General features: G+C 45.2%; 23 protein-coding genes. 9 read left to right on the forward strand and 14 right to left on the reverse strand.

The features are described 5' to 3' along the window. Positions 1-473 precede the first annotated feature (473 nt). The 5 genes from livF to LDO51_RS03370 all read right to left on the reverse strand — a co-directional run bounded on the left by livF (position 474) and on the right by LDO51_RS03370 (position 5,370). Positions 474-1,175, reverse strand: coding sequence for a high-affinity branched-chain amino acid ABC transporter ATP-binding protein LivF (livF, locus tag LDO51_RS03350; protein ID WP_154627776.1), 702 nt, complete (start codon positions 1,173-1,175; stop codon positions 474-476). Beyond that, positions 1,175-1,948, reverse strand: coding sequence for a high-affinity branched-chain amino acid ABC transporter ATP-binding protein LivG (gene livG, locus LDO51_RS03355; protein ID WP_225576345.1), 774 nt, complete (start codon positions 1,946-1,948; stop codon positions 1,175-1,177). The genes livF and livG overlap by 1 nt, the downstream gene beginning before the upstream one ends. Beyond that, the gene (locus LDO51_RS03360; RefSeq protein ID WP_225576346.1) at positions 1,945-3,216 is read right to left on the reverse strand and encodes a high-affinity branched-chain amino acid ABC transporter permease LivM; all 1,272 of its coding nucleotides are present in this window, start codon (positions 3,214-3,216) and stop codon (positions 1,945-1,947) included. Before LDO51_RS03360 ends, livG begins: the two co-directional genes overlap by 4 nt. Beyond that, positions 3,213-4,139 carry a high-affinity branched-chain amino acid ABC transporter permease LivH gene (gene livH, locus LDO51_RS03365; protein ID WP_225576347.1) on the reverse strand — a complete coding sequence of 309 codons (927 nt, stop codon included), beginning with the start codon at positions 4,137-4,139 and terminating at the stop codon, positions 3,213-3,215. The genes LDO51_RS03360 and livH overlap by 4 nt, the downstream gene beginning before the upstream one ends. A 121-nt stretch (positions 4,140-4,260) precedes the next feature. Continuing rightward, complete coding sequence (locus LDO51_RS03370) at positions 4,261-5,370, reverse strand: branched-chain amino acid ABC transporter substrate-binding protein (RefSeq protein ID WP_225576348.1); 1,110 nt, start codon at positions 5,368-5,370, stop codon at positions 4,261-4,263. Between the two features lie 390 nt (positions 5,371-5,760). Here LDO51_RS03370 and panM point away from each other — a divergent pair, with 390 nt between their 5' ends. Both panM and LDO51_RS03380 read left to right on the forward strand, forming a co-directional pair. Further along, positions 5,761-6,177 (forward strand): aspartate 1-decarboxylase autocleavage activator PanM, encoded by a 417-nt coding sequence (gene panM, locus LDO51_RS03375; RefSeq protein ID WP_225576349.1) that lies wholly within the window; start codon positions 5,761-5,763, stop codon positions 6,175-6,177. Then, positions 6,174-6,560, forward strand: a complete 387-nt coding sequence (locus tag LDO51_RS03380; protein ID WP_225576350.1) for a VOC family protein — start codon at positions 6,174-6,176, stop codon at positions 6,558-6,560. The genes panM and LDO51_RS03380 overlap by 4 nt, the downstream gene beginning before the upstream one ends. Positions 6,561-6,660: 100 nt before the next feature. Here the strand turns inward: LDO51_RS03380 and rpoH are convergent, their stop codons facing one another. The 4 genes from rpoH to ftsY form a co-directional block, all read right to left on the reverse strand. After that, positions 6,661-7,536, reverse strand: coding sequence for an RNA polymerase sigma factor RpoH (gene rpoH / locus LDO51_RS03385; RefSeq protein WP_108478418.1), 876 nt, complete (start codon positions 7,534-7,536; stop codon positions 6,661-6,663). A gap of 201 nt (positions 7,537-7,737) precedes the next feature. Next, on the reverse strand, positions 7,738-8,715 hold the full coding sequence (ftsX, locus tag LDO51_RS03390; protein ID WP_132496629.1) for a permease-like cell division protein FtsX: 978 nt from the start codon (positions 8,713-8,715) through the stop codon (positions 7,738-7,740). Further along, positions 8,708-9,373, reverse strand: a complete 666-nt coding sequence (gene ftsE / locus LDO51_RS03395) for a cell division ATP-binding protein FtsE (RefSeq protein WP_154627782.1) — start codon at positions 9,371-9,373, stop codon at positions 8,708-8,710. The genes ftsX and ftsE overlap by 8 nt, the downstream gene beginning before the upstream one ends. Positions 9,374-9,379: 6 nt before the next feature. Then, positions 9,380-11,452, reverse strand: a complete 2,073-nt coding sequence (ftsY, locus tag LDO51_RS03400; RefSeq protein WP_225576351.1) for a signal recognition particle-docking protein FtsY — start codon at positions 11,450-11,452, stop codon at positions 9,380-9,382. 217 nt (positions 11,453-11,669) lie between these two features. On the opposite strand from ftsY, the gene rsmD reads away from it, so the two are divergent. Both rsmD and LDO51_RS03410 read left to right on the forward strand, forming a co-directional pair. Then, positions 11,670-12,287 carry a 16S rRNA (guanine(966)-N(2))-methyltransferase gene (gene rsmD / locus LDO51_RS03405; RefSeq protein ID WP_225576352.1) on the forward strand — a complete coding sequence of 206 codons (618 nt, stop codon included), beginning with the start codon at positions 11,670-11,672 and terminating at the stop codon, positions 12,285-12,287. Continuing rightward, positions 12,277-12,561: a DUF1145 family protein gene (locus LDO51_RS03410; RefSeq protein ID WP_036956002.1), complete on the forward strand. Its 285-nt coding sequence runs from the start codon at positions 12,277-12,279 to the stop codon at positions 12,559-12,561. The genes rsmD and LDO51_RS03410 overlap by 11 nt, the downstream gene beginning before the upstream one ends. 4 nt (positions 12,562-12,565) lie before the next feature. Here the strand turns inward: LDO51_RS03410 and LDO51_RS03415 are convergent, their stop codons facing one another. Continuing rightward, a complete protein-coding gene (locus LDO51_RS03415) occupies positions 12,566-12,919 on the reverse strand; it encodes a DUF2500 family protein (RefSeq protein WP_225576353.1) in 354 nt (117 codons plus the stop codon). 183 nt (positions 12,920-13,102) lie between these two features. Here LDO51_RS03415 and LDO51_RS03420 point away from each other — a divergent pair, with 183 nt between their 5' ends. The 4 genes from LDO51_RS03420 to LDO51_RS03435 all read left to right on the forward strand — a co-directional run bounded on the left by LDO51_RS03420 (position 13,103) and on the right by LDO51_RS03435 (position 17,650). Continuing rightward, on the forward strand, positions 13,103-13,732 hold the full coding sequence (locus LDO51_RS03420) for a lysoplasmalogenase (RefSeq protein WP_225576354.1): 630 nt from the start codon (positions 13,103-13,105) through the stop codon (positions 13,730-13,732). 148 nt (positions 13,733-13,880) lie between these two features. Then, complete coding sequence (locus tag LDO51_RS03425) at positions 13,881-16,220, forward strand: zinc/cadmium/mercury/lead-transporting ATPase (RefSeq protein WP_225576355.1); 2,340 nt, start codon at positions 13,881-13,883, stop codon at positions 16,218-16,220. A gap of 198 nt (positions 16,221-16,418) precedes the next feature. Then, entirely contained in the window at positions 16,419-17,321 is a 903-nt protein-coding gene (locus LDO51_RS03430; RefSeq protein WP_225576356.1) for an Rpn family recombination-promoting nuclease/putative transposase, read from the forward strand. Between the two features lie 35 nt (positions 17,322-17,356). Next, entirely contained in the window at positions 17,357-17,650 is a 294-nt protein-coding gene (locus LDO51_RS03435) for a hypothetical protein (protein ID WP_225576357.1), read from the forward strand. A gap of 3 nt (positions 17,651-17,653) precedes the next feature. Here LDO51_RS03435 and tusA read toward each other — a convergent pair whose 3' ends face one another. Continuing rightward, positions 17,654-17,908, reverse strand: a complete 255-nt coding sequence (gene tusA, locus LDO51_RS03440; protein ID WP_132496635.1) for a sulfurtransferase TusA — start codon at positions 17,906-17,908, stop codon at positions 17,654-17,656. 161 nt (positions 17,909-18,069) lie between these two features. On the opposite strand from tusA, the gene LDO51_RS03445 reads away from it, so the two are divergent. Continuing rightward, positions 18,070-18,738 carry a 7-cyano-7-deazaguanine/7-aminomethyl-7-deazaguanine transporter gene (locus LDO51_RS03445; protein WP_225576358.1) on the forward strand — a complete coding sequence of 223 codons (669 nt, stop codon included), beginning with the start codon at positions 18,070-18,072 and terminating at the stop codon, positions 18,736-18,738. 92 nt (positions 18,739-18,830) lie between these two features. On the opposite strand, the gene glpC is transcribed toward LDO51_RS03445, so the two are convergent. From glpC to glpA, 3 genes are read right to left on the reverse strand one after another with little or no spacing between them, the layout of a single operon-like run. Further along, complete coding sequence (gene glpC / locus LDO51_RS03450; protein WP_225576359.1) at positions 18,831-20,027, reverse strand: anaerobic glycerol-3-phosphate dehydrogenase subunit GlpC; 1,197 nt, start codon at positions 20,025-20,027, stop codon at positions 18,831-18,833. Further along, on the reverse strand, positions 20,024-21,319 hold the full coding sequence (gene glpB, locus LDO51_RS03455) for a glycerol-3-phosphate dehydrogenase subunit GlpB (RefSeq protein ID WP_225576360.1): 1,296 nt from the start codon (positions 21,317-21,319) through the stop codon (positions 20,024-20,026). The genes glpC and glpB overlap by 4 nt, the downstream gene beginning before the upstream one ends. Continuing rightward, positions 21,309-22,964, reverse strand: a complete 1,656-nt coding sequence (gene glpA / locus LDO51_RS03460) for an anaerobic glycerol-3-phosphate dehydrogenase subunit A (protein WP_225576361.1) — start codon at positions 22,962-22,964, stop codon at positions 21,309-21,311. The genes glpB and glpA overlap by 11 nt, the downstream gene beginning before the upstream one ends. Positions 22,965-23,019: the final 55 nt, after the last annotated feature.

Consider the following 23,019-nt stretch of genomic DNA (forward strand, 5'->3'; position numbering starts at 1 on the left):
TAAGATTAAAATCAATTCGTTAAATGGAAAATAAAAACGGTTGAAAGCGATCTTTCTGCTGTGTTTGCTTAGTTGATAATTAAATATATATACATTTAGTTCACAAAGTATATACATTAAAATTTTAATTTTTGTCTCTACAGTGGAGAAGGGAGATGGAGAAAAGTTAGACAACAAGAACTAGGGTGCTGTTTCTACACAAAAACTTGTATATACATTTGATTTTCTATGTAGAAACAAGCAAATAACAGAAATGGGATAAGCCTCACATTAAGTTAACAAGCGTTGCAAGCGATACATACCCTCTATGCTTATCACTGTCTATTCATGGCGAAAAAATTTTACTTTTATATAATCACCAAATAAAACACCCCATAAATATCCGATATATTTTATGGGGTGTTTTTGCACGATGCTTGTTAACTTACAACCATATTAACTGACGGTACGGTTAAGTTATTCGCCTAGCTAAGTTATCCGCCTAAATAGGCGCTGCGTACCGCTTCGTTCGCCAGTAAGGCTTTTCCACTATCTTCCAAAACAATATGTCCATTTTCTAACACATACCCGCGATCAGCGAGCTTCAATGCTTGGTTGGCATTTTGCTCCACCAAAAAGATGGTCATCCCCTCTTCCCGTAGCTGCAAAATGGTGTCAAAAATTTGCATAATGATAATTGGCGCTAATCCCAATGAAGGTTCATCCAATAACAGTAATTCAGGTTGGCTCATCAGCGCCCGTCCAATGGCAAGCATCTGCTGCTCACCACCTGACATGGTTCCTGAACGCTGGCTACGCCGTTCATGCAACCTTGGAAATAACGAATAAACCCGTTCAATGCGTTCATGATATTGGTGGCGATCCGCAAAAAAACCGCCCATCGCCAGGTTTTCTTCAACGGTCATACGAGAGAATACCCGTCGACCTTCCGGCACTAGCGCAATGTCTTTACGCATAATTTGCGGTGTTGGTAGCTGCGTGATATCCGCTCCCCGATAAAGCACCTGGCCCGAGGATGCGCGAGGGTCACCACATAACGTACTGAGCAACGTGGTTTTTCCTGCACCATTAGCACCAATCAGCGTGACAATCTCACCTTTTTGAATATTTAAGCTGACATCATGCAGCGCCTGAATTTTCCCATAATGGGTGGAAACTTGTTTAAATTCCAGCATCAGTAAGCTTCTCCCAAGTAGGCTTTTATCACATCAGGATGCTGGCGAATTTCGTTCGGTGTCCCGTTCGCCAGAGGCGTTCCTTGGTTCACCACATAAATTCGGTCAGAAATTCCCATCACTAATTTCATATCATGTTCTATCAATAAGATAGAGACATTATGATGAGTTCTCAGCTCCGCAATTAGCTCATCCAGATCGTTAGTTTCCTTCGGGTTTAACCCTGCCGCTGGCTCATCCAGCATCAAAACTTCAGGCCGCGTGACCATGCAGCGTGCAATTTCTAGACGACGCTGTTGACCATACGCCAGATTTCCGGCTTGACGGTTAGCAAATTCAGAAAGATTAACCCGCTCTAGCCATTTCACGGCGTTATCCACTGCTTCGGCTTCTGCCCGGCGAAATGCAGGGGTTTTCAGTAAGCCAGAGAAAATACTGCTTTTAAGATGTTGATGCTGAGCCACTAATAAATTTTCAATCACCGTCATCTCTTTGAATAAGCGTACATGCTGAAACGTGCGGATTACCCCAAGGCGAGCAATGGCTTGACCCGGAAGCCCTTCAAGATGCTTGTCTCGATAGAGAATCGACCCGCTAGTTGGCTTATAAAAACCAGTTAAACAGTTAAATATAGTGGTCTTGCCTGCACCATTAGGGCCGATCAATGAAACAATTTCCCCTTGGTTCAACGTCAGTTCCACATTGTTGACGGCTAACAAACCACCAAAGCGCATGGTTAATCCACTGACTTGCAGTAAAGGTGTTGTCGTCATTGTGATCCCCCTCCCTGCGCACTTTTCAGTTTCATTTGACGACGCTGCATCGGCAATAACCCTTGTGGGCGCCAGATCATCATCAGCACCATCAATGCACCCAGTAGCAACATGCTGTATTCATTCAGATCTCGCATCATCTCCCTTGATACCACCAAGATGATCGCGGCTAAAATCACCGATATTTGCGATCCCATTCCACCAAGCACCACGATCGCCAGTACAAAGGCAGATTCGGCAAAAGTGAAGGATTCAGGGCTGATAAACCCTTGTCGTGCGGCAAATAGCGCTCCAGCAAACCCTGCGAATGTTGCACTGATCGTAAAGGCGGTTAATTTAATACGCGTCGGGCTTAAGCCTAATGATCGACACGCAATTTCATCTTCACGTAGCGCTTCCCACGCACGCCCTAATGGCATTCGTAACAAGCGGCTGATGACGATCAAGGTGATCACCACCAGCAACAGCGCCACAAAATAGAGGAATATGATCCGGTCGCCGGGGTTGTAATCTAAGCCGAAGAAGTTATGGAATGTGTCCCAACCCTCTTTAGCAGTACGGCTAAATTCTAAGCCAAAGAAGGTCGGTTTTGGCAGTTGACTGATCCCATTCGGACCACCAGTGATCTCCGTATTATTTAATAATAAAATACGCACGATCTCCCCAAAACCAAGGGTGACAATCGCCAAATAGTCGCCCCGCAGCCTCAGTACAGGAAAGCCCAATAAGAAACCCGCTAATGCTGCCGTTAAACCTGCAATGGGTAAACTTTCCCAGAAACCGAAATCATAATAGTGGTTGAGTAAGCCGAAAGTATAGGCGCCGATAGCGTAAAAACCCGCGTAGCCAAGTACCAGTAAACCTGATAACCCAACGACGACGTTTAAACCCAGCCCCAGCATCACGTAAATTAAAGTTAATGTCGCAATATCGACGCTGCCGCGAGACACCAAAAATGGCCAGATGATCGCCCCAATAATGATAGCGATCCCGATAATTTTTTGTCTGAGCGAACCACCGTCAAAATCCGGTAACGCCCAAGATTTTTTGGGCACGCCTTGCCACACTTTGCTTAATGCAGGGCGAATCAATTGATACACAAAGATAATGGCGATGCCGACGAAGATCCAATTCCAACGAACGTCTCCCCCCGATTCCACCACCAACTTAGTACCATCGAGGCCTAATTTTAGCCCCATCATAAACACGGCTAAAATAAAGAAGGTGACGGAGGCAATAATGGCACTGATCCAATTTTCTTTTCTCATACTTTTTCGACCTCCGGGCGACCCAGAATGCCAGTTGGCATGATCAACAGAACACCAATCAATAAACCAAATGAAACCACATCTTTATATTCAGTACTTAAATACGCTGAAGTCATGGCCTCTGATACGCCGAGGATCAAGCCCCCCAACATAGCGCCAGGAATGCTACCAATTCCCCCTAATACTGCTGCGGTGAAAGCCTTCATACCCGCCATAAAGCCAATATACGGGTTGATTACACCGTAAAATTGCCCTAATAATACCCCCGCAACGGCTGCCATCGTCGCGCCGATCACAAATGTCAAAGAGATCACGCGGTCAGTATTGATACCCAGTAGGCTTGCCATTTTTAAATCTTCCGCGCATGCACGACAAGCACGCCCCATACGGGAATAACGGATAAACAGCGTGAGTGCCAGCATCGCAAGGAAGGTCACAATCCAGATAGTCAGCTGCATTTTGGTGACAATAGCAGAGAAGCCATCACTTTCACCTAATACCCACTGCCCAGTAATCAGGCTTGGCAATGCCAGATCGCGGGATCCTTGAGATAAACTGACGTAGTTTTGTAAGAAGATGGACATCCCGATCGCCGAGATCAGTGCAATCAAGCGCTTAGAGTGACGAACGGGACGGTAAGCGACGCGCTCGATACTCCAACCATAGGAGCTTGATACCACAATTGCCGCCACAAACGCCGCCGCAATAAGGATCCAGCCCACATCGATACCGAGCATCATTAAGCCCGCAATGACAATGAACGAAACGTAGCTACCAATCATGTACACTTCACCGTGGGCGAAGTTGATCATCCCGATGATGCCATACACCATGGTATAGCCGATAGCGATCAGCGCGTAAGTGCTTCCTAACGTTAAGCCATTGAGGAATTGCTGAATAAAATACAGAATTTGGTCTGACATAAGATTATCCTTTCAAACTACTGTCCCTCTATGGAGAGCAGAAGCTGGAAGCCCGTTACCAAGCTCCCAGCTCATCACTGAATATCATTTCTCAATGATCAATTATCAATACAAGTGAGAATTACTCTTGTGCAGTAGAGGTTCCATCTTTGTGCCATTCAAACACACCGAATTCGAAACCTTTCAGGTCACCATTTGGCTTCCAGCTTAATTGCCCCATAACGGTATCCACTGGATTGGCTTTCAGATCTTTCGCCAGTACATCAGGTTCCGTGCTGCCTGTACGCTGCATCGCCGTGGTTAAGCCTTGGATTGCTGCGTAAGTTGTCCATACAAATGGTCCTGTTGGATCTTCTTTTTTCTTTTTAATCGCATCGACGATGGATTGGTTAGCTGGAAGTTGGTCATAACGTTTCGGTAATGTCACCAACATACCTTCAGAGGCGTCGCCTGCAATATTTGACAGTGAGGAGTTACCCACACCTTCAGGTCCCATAAAGCGAATGTTCAGGCCTGATTGTTTCGCTTGGCGTAAAATTTGCCCCATTTCTGGATAGTAGCCACCGAAATAGACAAAATCGACGTTCTCTTTTTTCAGCTTAGCAACCAGTGCAGAGAAGTCTTTATCACCCGCAGTGACCCCTTCAAACATCACTTCCTTCACACCCGCTTTGTTCAAACTTTCACGTACTGAGCGAGCCAAACCTTCGCCGTATTGCTGCTTATCATGTACCACCGCAATACGCGTAGGTTTAATTTTTTCCATGATGTATTTTGCTGCGGTTGGACCTTGGTCAGAATCCAGCCCTGTTGTACGCATGATAAACTGATAGCCACGTGTGGTTAAATCCGCATTGGTCGCCGCAGGGGTGATCATCAGAACCCCTTCATCTTCATAAATATCGGAAGCTGGCTGAGTGGAGGAGGAGCAGAGGTGACCAATAACATGTTTGATGCCATCGTTAATCACTTTGTTGGCAACCGCAACCGCTTGTTTTGGGTCACAGGCATCATCGTATTCAACGGCAACCAATGTATCACCGTTAATTCCACCCTTCGCATTAATATCCGCAATGGCTTGGCGAGCCCCCGTAAATTCCATATCACCATACTGAGCAACAGGGCCTGACATAGCCCCAACGACGGCGATTTTAATCTCTTTCGCCCACCCTGCTGGGCTTAATGCCATTGCGATACAACCCGCTAATAATGCTTTATTAATATTCTTCATTCGTGCGTCCCCGCCATCAATATTGTGTATGATTGTGAGTGTTTGTGATTGATTTATAATCAATTATTATAAGTGACAGGTTCAATGCCTGATATTTCAAAACATAGCCAATAAGGCTATATATTTCAGACCATTAAACAAGAGAATTATGCTAAATAGCAAATGAATGAGGCAGCCATTTACATCAATTGCAGAATAAAAAGCTAATGATAAAACGTGTATTTTTTGTAAATGCTAGTGTTATATTCCGGTTAAATTTGGCTTAATCCGAGGGAAACTCGGAAAATTCATCAATACCAAATTTTTCTCTTTGAAATTAAAAAATCGGTTACAGATCACTCTGCTGTTAGAATAGCGTGCAACATGCACCATGAAATGGATCAAAACAACATGAGACTTACCATCATCCCTCTGGTCAATCCTACTGAGCAACAATACATCGACTTATCGAAGATCTGGCTAGACCAGAATCGAATACAACTCGAACAAAGCATTGAGTCTGGTGTGCTTTTTTATGGGGCGTGTTTTAATGAGCGATTATTAGCTGCGGCTAAAGTAGTTATTAATCAACAACAAGGTACGGTCCGTGATTTTAATGTCCGTGAAATCACACGCCGTCGTGGCGTTGGGTTATATCTTTTACAGGACATTTGCCGTCAACAACCTGAAATTCGCCATTGGATCTTTGACTTGCAGGGCGTGGAACCGCAAAATAAAATCGCTTTGGAGAAATTTCTTATCGCTTGTGGTTTTCAACCCACGGAAGAAACCCATCATTGGCAGCTAAACATCGAGCCATTAGTATGAAACTTAATAAAATTCATCACGTTGCTATTATTTGCTCCGATTTTTCTAAGAGTAAACATTTTTACTGCCAAATCCTTGGATTACAGCTTCTCTCAGAATATTACCGTCCAGAGAATGACTCATGGAAAGCAGATTTAGCTTTTGGAGAGCATTATCAGATTGAGCTGTTTAGTTTTGCAAATCCGCCCAAAAGACTCAGTTATCCGGAAGCCACTGGATTACGTCATTTAGCGTTTGAAGTCGATAATATTGAAGGATGGATTGCCTATTTGGCACAAAATCAGGTGGTGTGTGAGGAGATAAGAATCGATCCGTACACTCAGAAGCGTTTTACCTTCTTTACAGATCCGGATGGGCTACCTTTAGAGCTCTATTCTCGCTAACGAAAATTATCAAAAATAATTAGTAAGTCAGTTATCTGCATTTATATTCCGTGCTAATAAAGCGGAAATAAATGCAGATAACGTTGATGAACAAGAGAGATTACATCTCGTCGTCTTCATCTTCCATAGCAAGACGCAGCTTTTTCATAGCGTTCTTTTCAAGCTGACGAACCCGCTCGGCAGAAACGCCGTATTTATCGGCCAGCTCTTGCAGCGTCGTTTTATTGTCATCATCCAACCAACGAGCGCGAATGATATCTTGGCTGCGCTCATCTAATGAGGCTAACGCATCGGCTAAACGGTCCGTTGCGTGACTTTCCCAGTTATCATCTTCAATGGTATTGGCAAAATCAGAAGACTTATCTTGGAGAAAAAGCACAGGTGCAACTGGACCACCGAAATCACCGCTATCATCGTCGTCAGACATATCAAATGCCATGTCTTGCGCCGCCATACGGGATTCCATTTCCAGCACATCTTTGGTGCTCACCCCTAACTCTTGTGCAACCATATCCACCTCTTCTTGGTTAAACCAACCAAGGCGTTTTTTATTCTTTCTTAAATTAAAGAATAATTTACGCTGGGATTTTGTTGTTGCGACTTTGACGATACGCCAGTTACGTAAAACGTATTCATGAATTTCTGCTTTGATCCAATGCACTGCGAAAGACACCAGACGCACACCCACTTCAGGATTAAAGCGACGCACAGCCTTCATCAGGCCGATGTTGCCTTCCTGAATTAAGTCAGCTTGTGGTAAACCATAGCCTGCATAGCTACGCGCAATGTGAATAACAAAGCGCAAATGGGATAAAATCAGTTGCTTAGCAGCTTCGAGGTCACCATCGTAATGCAGCCTTTCTGCCAGTTCCTTTTCTTCCTCTGCGGTCAGCATTGGGTAAGCATTGGCAGCTCGCATATAAGCTTCAATACTTCCTTGTGGAACAAGCGCTAATGATTGCATATCTTTGGTCATTAAGATCCTCTATGAATTGTACTGAAATGGGAGAGATTCGATACAGACAAACCGTAGTCTATCAGCTTAGCCGCGTTAAATAAATTATATACAAGAATAGTTAATCGCAGGTCAATATCTGACACATAATTAGAAAAGAAGTTCGCATAAATTCATTTTTCCATCGGTGCCAATAAGTTAGCACCGATAAGATCAATTACATTATTCTGGTCTGAAATGGCGTAAATGTTGTAATGTTGCCAGCCATGCCGCTACCCAGCCCACAATTGCAGACATAAGAATGATCAACAGAGCCTCTTCCCACAATAACCCTTCAATGTGGAATTGCGTACCAAATACGCTTGCGACTTGCGCCACTAAATCAGACAACTGCCACACAAGTAAGAATGTCATAATGAGGGCGATCACCGCACCCAGGGCGCCTAACACAACCCCACCATTTAAGAACGGACGCATGATAAAGCCATCAGTGGCCCCAATCAGTTTCATCACATTGATGGTATCGCGACGAGCAAAGATATTTAACCGCACACTATTACCAATCACTAAGAACAATGAAACAATCATCAAAATGCCAATCACCGATGCCACTTGTCCTACCAACCGTGTTAATGCGGCTAGGCGAGAGAACCAGCTATCATCCATTCGTACTTCTTCTATGCCGTTAACTTGGCTGACACGGTCGCGCAGTGTTGCTAAGGCATTCGAACCTTCAAAATCCAGTTTCGGGGTAATAATTGCCACCGCTGGTAGTGGATTCTCTTCTAGCATATCTAATGCAGTACTAAAGCCAGACCAGCTACGAAATTCAGATATCGCTTGGTCGCGAGATAAGTAATTCACATGGGCGACACCGTCAAGGGCTTCAAGTTGAGTCACCACATTTTGTCCCCCTTGCTCATCGAGAGACTTATCCAGATAAACTGTCAGCTGAGGCGTCGGGTACCATTGTTCAGCCGCTTGGGAAACGTTCTTCCAAACGATATAACACAAACTTGGCAGCGCTAATGAAATCGCTATGACCATCACAGTTAAAAAGGTTGCCAACGGTTGACGTAGCATGTCAGCCAGTGCATTTAACCAAGAGTAGCGCCACTGCTCACGCCAACCACCTTTGAGTGCTTTGCTTTTTGATTGCATGGCACGTTCTGGCTTCGCTTTGCGGACATTCTTAGCCATGTTGACCTCCAAGCATCCGACCTTCGCTTAAGGTCAATACACGCAAATTACGGCGTTCAATCAACGCAATATCGTGGGTTGCCATTAATACCGTCACACCCACACGGTTAAACTCTTCAAATAAACGCATAATGCCTTCAGATAACTCGTTATCAAGGTTACCTGTCGGCTCATCCGCGAGAAGCATCGTTGGCTTATTCACCACTGCACGTGCAATGCCTACTCGCTGCTGTTCACCACCAGACAGTTGGATTGGGAAGTTTTTCGCTTTATCCAACAAACCGACTTTATCCAATGCAGCGCTCACGCGTCGGCGAATATCTTCGCTACTTGCACCAGAAATAATCAGCGGCATCGCCACGTTATCATAGACTGTGCGATCAAATAACAGATGGTGATCTTGGAAAATCATGCCGATCTGTCTGCGCAGAAAAGGGATCTCTCTGTCTTTGAGTCGGCTGATATCGTGACCATTAAACAGAATATGACCTGCACTTGGGCGCTCAATACCACAAATCAGTTTAAGCAATGTACTTTTACCTGCGCCTGAGTGACCCGTTAAAAATGCCATTTCCCCAGGGCGTAGATGGAAATCTACCCCTTGGAGTGCTTGGCGGCCACCGCGATAAGCTTTACTCACATGTTCAAAGCGAATCATCGAAAATTATTCCTCTCGGGCAAATAGAGCCTCGATAAAGTCATCGGCTTTAAATGGGCGTAAATCTTCAATACCTTCACCAATCCCGATATAACGGATTGGAATACCGAACTGATCGGCGATTGAGAAGATTACGCCACCTTTTGCTGTACCATCGAGTTTTGTCAGTGTAATACCGGTTAAACCTACGGCGTCATTGAAAATTTTAGCCTGACTAACCGCATTTTGTCCCGTGCTCGCATCGAGGGTCAGCATAATTTCATGAGGGGCTGACTCATCAAGTTTCTTCATCACACGGACGATTTTTTTCAATTCTTCCATTAAGTGCGCTTTATTTTGTAAGCGCCCTGCGGTATCTGCTATCAAAACATCCACGCCTTTTGCTTGAGCAGATTGAATCGCATCAAAAATTACGGAAGCAGGATCCGCGCCAGTATGCTGAGCGACAACTGAAATATTGTTACGATCGCCCCACACTTGCAGTTGTTCAACCGCCGCGGCACGGAATGTATCACCCGCCGCCAACATGACGGACTTACCTTCTGATTGATACTGACGCGCTAATTTACCAATCGTTGTTGTTTTACCCACACCGTTAACACCAACCATCAGAATAACATAAGGTTTTTTACCTTCGATCTCTAATGGTTTATCTACAGTGGCTAAGATATCAGACATTTCTTCACGCAGCTTGCCGTACAACGCTTCGGCATCTTTTAGTTCTTTACGGGAAGCGTGCTGCGTTAAGTTATCAATGATTTTACGGGTAGTTTCAACACCGACATCCGCAATTAATAATTGCTCTTCTAGCTCTTCAAAAAGGTCGTCATCGATTTTTTTGCCCTTGAATAGACCAAGGAAACCAGAACCTAAATTTTGACGAGTTTTTAATAACCCTTTCTTTAAACGGCTAAAAAAACCTTCTTTTTTCGGTTTTTCCTGCTCAACTGGCTGAGCTTTAGCTGCTTCTTCCTCTGCTAAACGTGCCGCCTCGGCCTCTTCTTCTGCTATACGAGCAGCTTCTTCTTCCGCTAAGCGAGCTGCTTCTTCTTCCGCTAAGCGAGCTGCTTCCGCCTCTTGGCGTTCGCGTTCGGCTTTTTCTTCCGCTTCTTTGATAGCCGCGAGTTCAGCTTGGCGCTGGCGCTCTGCTTCTTCTTCCGCTAAGCGAGCTGCTTCCGCCTCTTGGCGTTCACGTTCGGCTTTTGCTTCCGCTTCTTTGATAGCCGCGAGTTCAGCTTGGCGCTGGCGCTCTGCTTCTTCTTCCGCTAAGCGAGCTGCTTCCGCCTCTTGGCGCTCGCGTTCGGCTTTTGCTTCCGCTTCTTTGATAGCGGCGAGTTCCGCTTGGCGTTGACGCTCTGCTTCTTCTTCCGCTAAACGAGCCGCTTCCGCCTCTTGGCGTTCGCGTTCGGCTTTTGCTTCCGCTTCTTTGATAGCAGCGAGTTCCGCTTGACGTTGGCGCTCCGCTTCTTCTTCCGCTAAACGAGCCGCTTCCGCCTCTTGACGCTCGCGTTCAGCTTGCTCTTGCGCTAAACGAGCGGCTTCCGCTGCTTGGTATTCACGTTCCGCTTTTTCTTCTGCGGCTTTGATAACGGCTAACTCAGCTTGATGCTGGCGCTCAGCTTCTTCTTCGGCAGCTTTAATCGCAGCTTGCTCAATTTGGCGTTGGCGTTCCGCGGCTTCTTCAGCTTGGCGTACAGCCTGCGCTTCTAATGCTTCTCTCGCCGCTTTTTCTTCTGCTATACGATTTTCTTCTGCCGCTTGGCGCTCTTGCTCTGCGTTTTCTGCCGCAATGCGCATCGCCTCTAATTGCGCTTTATGCTGGCGTTCAGCTTCTTCAGCGGCAGCCGTAATCGCATCTTGTTCAGCTTGATATTGGCGCTCAGCTTCATCTTCTGCCGCTTTAATTGCATCAAGCTCTGCCTGATGTTGACGCTCAGCTTCTGCTGTGGCGGCATCGCGTTGCTCAGTATCATGAACAACATCATTTTTCAGTTCGCCATCCGGTTGCTGGGTTTCTTCTTCATTCTTACGACCAAATCCCAACCATGAGAAAAAGCCTTTTTTCTTATCTTTAGCCATCAGCCACTACACTCCTCGCGGTAAAAACATGGCGTTTTAAAATTAAATCGCAATAAAATTACATGCAGTCTATCATTTCATCGCGCAGCAACACATATCTGAAAGAAAAATCCTGACAATTTATTCTTATTTTTCTGTTAAAACCGTGAAACTGAAGCGCTACAATAGTCCCCAATAATTTATACATTCCTCAATGAACTAAGCAACTATACATATTATGGCAAAAAAACCACAAACAGCCTCCTTGGGGCAAATTCGTGTCATTGGTGGTAAGTGGCGTGGGCGAAAACTGCCTGTACGCGATAGTGAGGGCTTACGTCCCACCACTGATCGCATCAAAGAAACGCTCTTTAACTGGTTAATGCCAGTGATCCGTGATGCTCGCTGTCTTGATTGCTTCGCAGGTAGTGGCGCTTTAGGTTTTGAAGCCTTATCTCGCTTTGCCGAGCACGTCACGTTTATTGAACTTGATAAACAAAACGCCAAGCTTCTTAGCGAGAACAAAATTCGCTTAGCAGCAGATAATGCAACCGTTATTAATAACAGCAGCCTCACCGTTCTTAGCCAAGTGGGAACGCCTTGTGATGTGGTGTTTATCGACCCACCTTTTCGTAAAGGGCTACTTGGAGAAACCATCACGCTGTTAGAAAAAAATCAGTGGTTAGCTGATGAAAGTTGGATTTATGTAGAGTCAGAAGCGGAGTTACCACTTACTGATATTCCCGCAAACTGGCAGCTACACCGTGAAAAGGTAGCAGGTCAAGTTGCGTATCGTCTGTTTATTCGTCAATCTGTTCATTCATCAAGTATGCAGGGAGAAAAAGATGCTGATTAATATCGGACGTCTGCTTATGATTTGTGTTTGGGGCTTTATGATCTTTAATATTGTGCATCCATTCCCTAAACCATTGAAATACTTCATGGATGTCGCAATGGTATTTATGATTTTCATGCATGCATTGCAGACTATCTTCCTAAAAGCCAGCTTACCTAAAGATCAAAAGCTAACAGGGCTCCAGCAGACAAAAATTTTCTTTTTTGGTGTATTTGAAATGCTCGCCATGCATAAAAAAACAAAAGCGGCTATTGAAGCCGCTAAAAAGAAATAACCGTTTATTCAGAAGGTTCGAAGCGAATAAATCGCGTACCTTGTAGAGTTAGCTTACCTTTAGCCCCCAACTCAACACCTTGGTACTGCTCTTCGCTGACGATCACCTTAATCGTTTCTCCTGAAGCTTGAGTCTGGAAATAAATTTCATAGCGAAAAGTTTCAGGGGATACCACATCGCGCTCCCGGGAACGCATATTTGGATAAGGGTAATCCTTTTTCTCTTTAACGAGCACTAACTGACTGACAGGCAATGAATTATCATTAATTTCATTCTGTTTCTTTTGGTCAAAAAAACGCTTTGTGGCTAACACGGCGATAATCGCGAGAACAATAATTAAGAGAATTGGCTTATTCATAATTTATATATTTAGCTTAGAATTATCATAAGTATATACCCTCTATCGCTCAAATTGCAGATAAACGCCATACTATTTCAATAAGACGCGGTATAGTTTCAATAAAACTTGGTATAGTTTATTTATCCATCTTAAATCGCTATCAGTGATTTTTCTTTTCCAGAAGCTTTTAAGGATATGTGTATGATTAGTTGGCCATTCCTCGCTGTTTTATTTTCTGGCTGGCTGTATGTTGATGCAGCCTATCGTGGTCCTGAGTGGCAACGTTGGTTATTCCTCCCTATCACTTTGCTTCTTCTATTATTCTGGGGATGGAGTTCTGACGACTTAAATGTGCAAACCTACCTAATTTTAGGCGGTTTAGTGCTTTCCTTAGTTGCCGACCTCTCTAGAATATTTTCTAGTGAGCACTTGCTTACCTCTTTAGGACTTATGTTCTTAAGTTATTTGGTTTACACCATTAGCTTTGGAATGCAATTCAACTTTGGCCTGTATCTACCTTGGCTTATCGCCCCAATCGCTATCGCAGCCATCACCTTTGTGCTAATTTGGGGAAAACTGGAAAGCCAGCAACCTGTTGTTTTCGCTTCTATTATTATGAGCATGATTATGATGTGGGTAGCTGGAGACCAATACTTTGGGCTAGGTCGAGAGTTTAACTTCTCGATTATGGTGGGCGCTTCTCTGCTATTTTTATCTCACTGTATCTGGTTAATTGCCCATTTCCGTTTCCCATTCAAAGCCTCTAAAGCCGTCGTGGCAGCATTCTACTTCCTCGGTCAGTTCTTTATTGTTCGCGCCATTTACTTGTAATTCCCCGCCAATTGATAAAACGTGCTGTTTGAGAATTTTATCAATTGGCCTCCCCTTTTTCGTTTGACTCTAGAGTCTACTCCAAAGTGTAGACTTAACCTTAATTAGAGAACATGGTTAAAAACGCATCTAGAAAAAGGGGGCGCTTATGCACTCACACTCTCATAAAGATACCCATGCACACAGCACGTCTTGCTGCTCAGGAAACACTTGCTCATCAGCATCTGTAGAGAATAGCAAAGCGGTGAGCCATGACGCATCATCCCATGAACATCATCATGGCGATGACAAAAATCATGCTCATGATGATGATGAAAAATCCCATCAACATGGTAGCTGCTGTAGCTCAACATCTGCTGCAAATGATGATGTAGAGCCTACCCAAACCGCTAAACAGCGTTTTAGCTGGATTGTACGCGGGATGGATTGCCCAAGCTGCGCGAGTAAAATCGAAAATGCGATTTCCCAAATTCACGAAGTCGCTCAAGCCAAAGTCATCTTTGCTACTGAAAAACTCGTCGTCGATGCTGACAAAGACGTCACCGCCGTCGTTCGTTCAACTGTCGAAGCCGCAGGTTACGAACTACATGATGTGGGTAGCGCGAGTGCAGCGTCAGCACCGCCACCAAGCTTACTGAGTGAAGCGAAGCCCGTCATCATTTTAGCTATCCTGATGGCTATCAGCTGGGGACTTGAGTTTGTTAACCCGCAGCTGGGCAACGTTGCGTTTATCCTAACCACGTTATTTGGGTTATACCCTATCGCGCGTAAATCGTTACGTTTGATCCGTACTGGTACACCATTTGCGATTGAAACCTTGATGACCGTTGCCGCTGTAGGGGCGATTTTCATCCAAGCAACTGAAGAAGCCGCCATGGTTATCTTGCTGTTTATGCTGGGTGAAATGCTTGAATCCTACTCTGCTGGGCGTGCTCGCCGAGGTGTTAGCGCACTCATGGCTTTGGTCCCTGAAGATGCCGTGCTTATCAAGGATGGACAAAAAACGTCGGTTCCTGTCGCACAGTTACGCCCTGGTGACATCATTGAAATTGCACCTGGCGGCCGATTACCAACCGATGCAATGCTTGTTACTGGGTTCGCGAGTTTTGATGAAAGCGCATTAACGGGTGAATCCGTCCCTGTAGAACGCAGTGCCGGAGAAAAAGTGGCTGCGGGCTGCTTATCCGTCGACAAAGCAGTACAAATGGAAGTGGTGTCAGAGCAAGGCCAAAATGCTATCGACCGTATCTTACAACTGATTGAAGAAGCGGAAGAGCGCCGCGCGCCTATTGAGCGATTTATCGACCGCTTCAGCCGTATCTATACCCCAATTATCATGCTGATTTCGGCCTTGGTGATAGTGATTCCACCAATGTTCTTCGGCGCAGCATGGGACACTTGGATTTACCGTGGTCTGACTCTGTTGTTAATTGGTTGCCCTTGTGCACTGGTTATCTCAACCCCTGCGGCAATCACCTCAGCACTGGCAACGGCTACTCGCCGTGGAGCTTTAATTAAAGGTGGCGCTGCATTAGAGCTATTGGGAACAGTCACCACCATTGCACTGGATAAAACAGGCACACTGACGGAAGGCAAACCACACGTCACCGATGTCGTCCCAGTTGAAGGTCTGAGTGAAAGCGAGTTGATTCGTGTCACGGCATCGGTTGAAGTCGGCTCTCATCACCCGCTGGCTAAAGCTATCGTCAACAAAGCTGAAGAGTTATCTATCATTGTTGAAGAAGCGTTAGAGCGTAAAGCGCTAGCGGGTAAAGGGGTTGAAGGTTCCTTTAATGGTAAGCAAGTGTTAGTCAGCGCACCATCAAGGGTAGAGCCGCCATTAAACAGTCAATGGCAAGCAAAAGTGGAAGCGTTAGAGGCACAAGGTAAAACAGTTGTCGTCACGTTAGAAGATAACCACGTTATTGGCTTAACCGCCCTGCAAGATACCTTACGTGGCGATGCTGCTGATGCGATAGCTATGTTGAAATCCCTGAATGTCAATGCAGTGATGCTAACAGGTGATAACCCGCGAGCCGCCAGCGCCATCGCAAATCAACTCGGCATGGAGTTCCGTGCAGGATTATTACCAGAAGATAAAGTCACCGCGGTGATGGAGCTTAATCGCGATCACAACACCATGATGGTAGGTGACGGTATCAACGATGCCCCAGCCATGAAAGCGTCAAGCATTGGTGTTGCCATGGGTGGCGGTACTGACGTTGCTTTAGAAACTGCGGATGCCGCTTTAACTCATAACCGTTTGACTGGATTACCTGAAATCGTCGCATTATCCAGAGCCACACGGAAGATCATCCGCGAGAACATCACTATCGCCTTGGGCTTAAAAGCCGTTTTCTTGGTGACCAGCTTGTTAGGTATCACTGGATTATGGGTTGCCGTGTTAGCGGATTCTGGTGCCACCGCATTAGTCACCGCCAACGCGGTTCGCTTACTGCGCGTTAAGCTGCCCGAAATCAAAAAATAGCCTTTCTTTAGTTTGATATCTCAACGCCGTAATGGTCATCATTACGGCGTTTTTTTATGTATGGGAAATTTAAAATCATCAATTACAGCAAAGAGTTACATGAACCATTCACCGTCTGAATTTAGGACTAACTTTTCTCCCGCACACAGAAATATTGGGTAATATCTCGCTCATCGACAACATTTGCTGAGCGTGGATATGGCGAATAATGCAAGTTCAATACCTCATGATGCCGCCTTTAAAGGCTTTATGACAAAGCAGGGTAATGCCCGAGATTTCTTTGAGCTTCATTTACCTGAGCAAATTAAACGCTTGTGCGATTTCGATACGCTTACCCTCATTAATTCAGCTTTTATTGATAGCAAACTGAGAACTCGGTTTTCCGATGTTCTCTATTCTGTACAAACAAAAATGGGAGATAGCTATATCTATTTGTTAGTCGAGCATCAGTCGACACCTGACAAGTTGATGGGTTGGCGTTTAATGCACTACGCATTTATGGCGATGAATCAACATCTACAGCAAGGGCATAAAACCTTACCGCTCGTTGTCCCCATTCTGTTTTATCACGGGGAAACATCCCCCTATCCTTATGACGGTACATGGACACAATGCTTGCCCCACTCAGAAATAGCTCATGACCTGTATAGCAGCCCATTCCCGTTGGTGGATATCACCATAGTCGAGGATACCGAAATAGTTAGTCACCGCAAAATTGCTGTGATGGAACTCGCAATGAAACACAAAAAACTACGAAATGACCACCAGAGAGTCACTGAACACTTCGTTCAAATATTAAACAGCCACTATAATGACAAAGATGATGTGATCACTATCTTGAATTACTTATTTATCATCCTGGATTCACCTTATTACACTCATATCGTTAAGACGTTAGTCGATCAAGCCGAAAACCATCGAGGAGCTATTATGAATATTGCACAGCGGTTAAAAAATGAAGGAATAGAGGAAGGAATAGAGAAAGGAGAAAAAAAGAATCAACTCAAAGTGGCATTGATGAGCTTACAACTTGGTTTAAGCATCGACGTTATCAGCAAACTCACTGGGTTATCAGCCAGTGAAATTCAAGCGCTCAATTAAACAACAAATTATGTAAGCATCGAGGATAAATAGTTATGAATATTGCCACACGTTTAAGATATGAAGGATATAAGAAAGGATTTGCACAAGGATTTGTAGAAGGATTTGAGGAAGAATTCACTGTGGGATTAGAAACAGCACTCAAAGTAGGTAAAGCCATCTGCCAACAAGAGGTAACTTTAAATGCACTACAACTTGGCTTAAACATAGAAACTATCAGTAAAATCACTGAATTATCAATCAGTGAAATTCAAGCACTTACTGACCGCCCATCAACAATAGCCTCCTGCGAAGCAAAAAGGCTATCTCTCATCAATGCCACTGGCTAGGTATTACAAGCCGCTGGATTTTTTGCGCAATAAATAACGATACGGCGCATTCTCCGCTTCAACCGCCAGCAGCTCGTGCTCCATAAAACGGCAAAAACCGGGGATATCGCGGGTGGTGGCAGGGTCATCTGCAATAATTAACAGAGTATCACCGTCCGCCATATTGCGCACAGTTTTACGCACTAGCATCACAGGTTCAGGGCAGCGTAGCCCTAGCGTATCAAGGGTTTTCGTTGGATTAGAAAATAAATCAGACATAACACCACATTCTCTTGGTCATCAATGGGCTTATTGTAAAGCCACGCGCAGTGGATGAACAGTTTTGATTTTGTTGCGCAACGAGAGTATGATGCGCTCTTCCCAATTTAGGGATGTTATTCATGGGTTCCCTCACCCCATTGCGACTAAAAAGGTACAATATGTTTACGTTTACTCCGCAGCAAAAAGCCACTGCGTTAATTTGGCTATCGTTATTTCATATTTTAATTATTACATCCAGCAACTACTTGGTGCAGTTACCCATTAATATTTTTGGGTTTCATACTACCTGGGGTGCGTTTACCTTTCCCTTTATTTTCCTTGCTACGGATTTAACCGTTCGTATCTATGGTGCACCATTAGCGCGTCGAATTATCACCGCGGTCATGCTACCAGCATTATTAATTTCGTATGTGATTTCAGCTCTGTTTTTCCAAGGAGAATGGCAAGGTTTCGCAGCTATCATGACATTTAACCTGTTTGTTGCGCGTATCGCGGCGGCAAGTTTTATGGCATATGTCCTCGGCCAAATCTTGGATGTCAGCGTATTTAACCGCCTGCGCCAAAACAAACGCTGGTTTGTGGCTCCCGCCTGCGCCATGTTTTTTGGTAACTTGATTGATACTATCGCGTTCTTCTTTATCGCGTTTTATCACAGCAGCGATCCGTTTATGGCAGCAAACTGGATGGAAATCGCTCTCGTTGATTACGTCTTCAAGTTATTAATTTGTATGCTGTTCTTCTTGCCTGCTTATGGTTTATTACTGAACTTTATTTTAAAAGCGTTCTTCGCTACCGCCAGCAAGAAGCAATTATCCCCGCAGCACTGAGATAAAAAAGGGAGATAAGCCATCACTTATCTCCCAAAGGGTTAACTTAACAAAACCTAACTATCTTTCACATAACTCAACACAACAATTAATTATTCGAGCGCGCGAGCCAGTAGTGAAATTGGGTGATCACATTTCTTACTGGTGGACATTTCAATTTGCCATTTACAGGTTTCACAGTCGGTGATCACCATATCCGCGCCGCTCTCTTCAATTTGGCGGAACAGCCCCGCACCAATACCTTGGGAAACTTCGTAGTTCTCTTTTTTGAACCCGTAAGTTCCTGCGATACCACAACATTGTGAATCTAAAACAATTAGTTCTACACCCGGTACACGCTTAATCAGCTCAAGGGTGTAGGATGTCCAACCCATTTTTTCCATATGGCACGGTGTGTGGTACGCCACTTTTAACGGTGTGTGTTTCAGTTTCAGCTCGCGCCCTTCTTCCAGAAGACGATAAATATAGCGGGTCGCTAATTCAATGTTATCGCGCATCTCAGAAGTATCGACATCCAGCACATGGGTATACTCATCACGAATGGTAAATGTACAGGTCGATGAAGTCGCCACGACGGGAATATGTTTCTCCAAAATCGTCTCTTGGAGTGATTCCAAATTCACATTCGCTTGGCGTTTCGCTTGCTTCATAAATCCGTTTGCGATCAGTGCCACACCACAACATTTTTCACGTTTTAACAGCTGAACACCGATGTTCATTCCATTGAAAACTTTGATTAAATCTTTACCGAGTTGCGGATGGTTATAATTCACATAGCAGCCATGGAAGAATGCTACCTGCTCCTCAAATTTTGCCTGCTCTGCGGCGTGTTTACCGTACCAACGACGGAAAGTACCGAATGAGTATTTCGGCAGCTCACGGCGATGGTCAATTTTCAGGGCTTTATCCAGAATTTGGCGAACGGGTTTTAAGCCAGTAATGGTATTGACTACAGGTGCAAATGGGGTCGATAAGGAGCCCATAATGTCCGTATGGCTTAAAATCGCATCACGCAGTTTCGGTTTCTGCTGGCTATAGGTATTACGAGCACGTGCGATAATGTCGCCAATCTTCACATCAGACGGACACGCCACTTCACAACGCTTACAGTTGGTACAGAATTTCAATGCATCATCGTACATCATCGGATCTTTTAAGCGTAAACGCTCACCATCAGGACCCGCTTGTTTTGGTCCCGGATACAGTGGGTTCGCCTTTGCCACTGGGCAATAGGTGGTACAAACGGTGCATTTTATACAGCTTTCAAAGCTTGCATCTTGAATACTCATTGCGCCACCTCCGCCTGCATGGCTTTATCTTTAGCAAATTCATTCACGATTTCATTCGCGGCATATAAGCCACTAACCAGCGAAACCCCGGCACCACAACCTTGAGTGAGCGGATCAAACCCGCTTAATACTGCACCCGCAACATACAGGTTTTCGATGGTTTCACCGTGTTTTTTACCGCGTAAATTCCCGTCTGTTTGTACACCGAACGCCATATACGGTTGGGAAGCAAAGAACTCTTTATTCGTCCATTTGGCGCGATCGCCGATTTCGCCTAAATCCAAATTCATCAAGGGTTCATACACTTGGTCAAATTTCGCCACCAAGCCGTTATTAAAGAAACTCCCCGTCGCCAACACAAAGTGTTTAGCTTTCAATGAAATATTGCCGTGATTACGGGTTTGCACAGATTCAATACGTGACCCCACGAAATTGACTGAAGTGACTTTATCCCCTGGCATCATGATCCCGCCCTGATGGCGGAATTGGCGTAATAGCATTTCATGAAGGCGAATACCTAATAAAGATGGTGGCAATGTTGGCAGTAAAAATAACGGCTTACCTAAGCGTTTTTGTAACTCTAACATTGGCTCTTCACTGTCTAGACCAATACACGCAGGCATAAACACTGCATCCGCATTGGCGACTAACGGTGCAATTTCTTCCACGATTTGCGCCATATTTTCAGGTCTATCTAACCAGCGCGCCACGTTAATCGCCCGGAACTCGCTTGGGTTTTCTCTTAAACGATCAAGCAGTGGTAAGTGAACATAGCACGCTTCTGCTTCTAACCCTTGACGGTCTAACTCATCCGCCACCATTTGCGGTTGAAAATCGAGAAAACCTTCAATGCCCACAACCGCAATTTTGCCTAATTCCATCGGTTGATGGAGCGCGGTTGTTGGCACCGATTCAGGGCTAAGCCATGTCATTCGCTTATGGCCTAACGGCGTAATACGGTAATGGTTTTCTTCGCACGAACCTTTCAAATGCAGCCCGGCTTGCTGTAGTGTAGTCTGTGCCAATTTAGCCAGCTCAGTGACTTTTTCTGCCCCAATCAAACTGTATGGATGACTCGGTGCTTGTTGTTTTAGTGCTTCCAGCATGGATAGCGGTTGCTCGACTTGGGTACCATCAGGAAGATGCGTTAATAAATCCAATGACCCTGACGAGAAATGCAGTGCGTTCTGCCCTGCACTCACAATGGCACAAGAGAGCCCTGACTGAGTCAGGCGAATTCCACAGATAAGGCCGGCTAAGCCTCCGCCCATCACCACTGCATCATATTTCATTCTCTGCCTCCTTCTGAGCAGGCTGGCTCAATGTACTTTCACTCATGCCACATAATCCGTGATAGACCCAACTGGTAAACTCGCTTTCACGCAAAGCATCCCCCCAAGCAATCGGTCTCACCCCTTTCCAACGCTCATTTAAGAAATGCCCCAGCTGCTGCTCGGTTTCATGTGGTGTGGTGACGTTAAAGCGATTGAGTAATCCAGCAGCACGGCAAGCACAAAGTTCACCTTGGCATGTACCCATACCCACACGGGTACGACGGCGTAAGTCGAGCAAGTTGTTGACGGTTAAAGACTCCACTGCATAGCGAACTTCACCTGCCGTCACCGCTTCACACTCACACACTAAGCTTTTATCTAAACGGTTAGCACTGAGGATAGCAGACGCTCTATCACCATGGCGATAAACCGCAGAACCGCGAATAGGTGCAGGGATAGAAACCACATTGCGCAGCGCTTCTTCTGCACTGTGTTGAGAACCCGGTAATGGCGCTTGCGCCGTCGTGCATGGGGTTGTGACACCCAATTTTTCACAGACTTTGTTAGTCGCCCATTCCGCCATTAAGCGATAAGTCATTAACTTACCGCCCGTAATGGTAATGAAACCCTCTAAGCCATCGCGTTTTGCGTGGTCGAGTAACACGATACCGCGGCTTACGTTACGACCAGAAGGGTCATCATCACTCGCCACTAATGGGCGAACACCCGCATACGCGCGTAAAATTCGCGTTGTCGCTAACGCAGGGGATAACATAGAGCCTTCGCGGATCAAAATATCCACTTCTTCTGGTGTCACATACATATTATCGATTTGGTCATATTCGATATGCGTTGACGTAGTACCAATCAGAGAAATGGTATCCCCCGGAACCAAAATATCCGCATCCGCCGGTTTTCGGCAACGGTTGATTACCATGTTGTTAAGACGGTGACCTAAAATAAGTAATGCCCCTTTCGCTGGGAACATTTTGATTTTCAGATCGGCGTATTCGGCAATTTTTTGTCCCCAAATACCGCCAGCATTCACCACGATTTGTGCATGAATATCATATTGGCGTTTAGCTTGATGGTCATAAACCGTCACGCCGCGGACTTTATCCCCTTGGCGGATCAAGCCAATCACTTCATGGTAAGTCAGCACTTTAGCGCCATGTTCGCGCGCATCAAGCATATTGGCTGCAGTTAGACGGAATGGATCAACGGTACCATCAGGCACGCGCACCGCGCCAATCAAATGCGGGTTAACTGAAGGCTCTAAGCGAATGGCTTCTGCGGGATCAATCGCTTGAGCATCAATGCCAGCAGATTGACAAGCTGTGATAAATTGCTGCTGATATTCGAGACTATCTTCAGGTAAGGTAATAAAGAGCCCATCCGTTTTTTCAATACAATGATGGGCAATACGCTTAAGAATTTTGTTTTCTTCTATGCACTCTCTTGCCGATTCACTATCTGTCACGGCATAACGAGCACCACTGTGTAGCAAGCCATGGTTACGCCCTGTTGCACCTGTCGCAATATCATGCCGTTCTAGCAAAACTGCTTTTAATCCACGGCGAGCGCAGTCACGAGCGACACCTGCACCTGTTGCGCCACCACCGATAATGATGACATCCGTTTCAGTCACAGATGAGCCATTCATGTCGCATTCCTCACGTTAATCAATATTCACTATTCGATAAGTATAGTTTCTATTT

This window comes from Providencia alcalifaciens, assembly GCF_020271745.1.
Lineage (GTDB): Bacteria > Pseudomonadota > Gammaproteobacteria > Enterobacterales > Enterobacteriaceae > Providencia > Providencia alcalifaciens_B.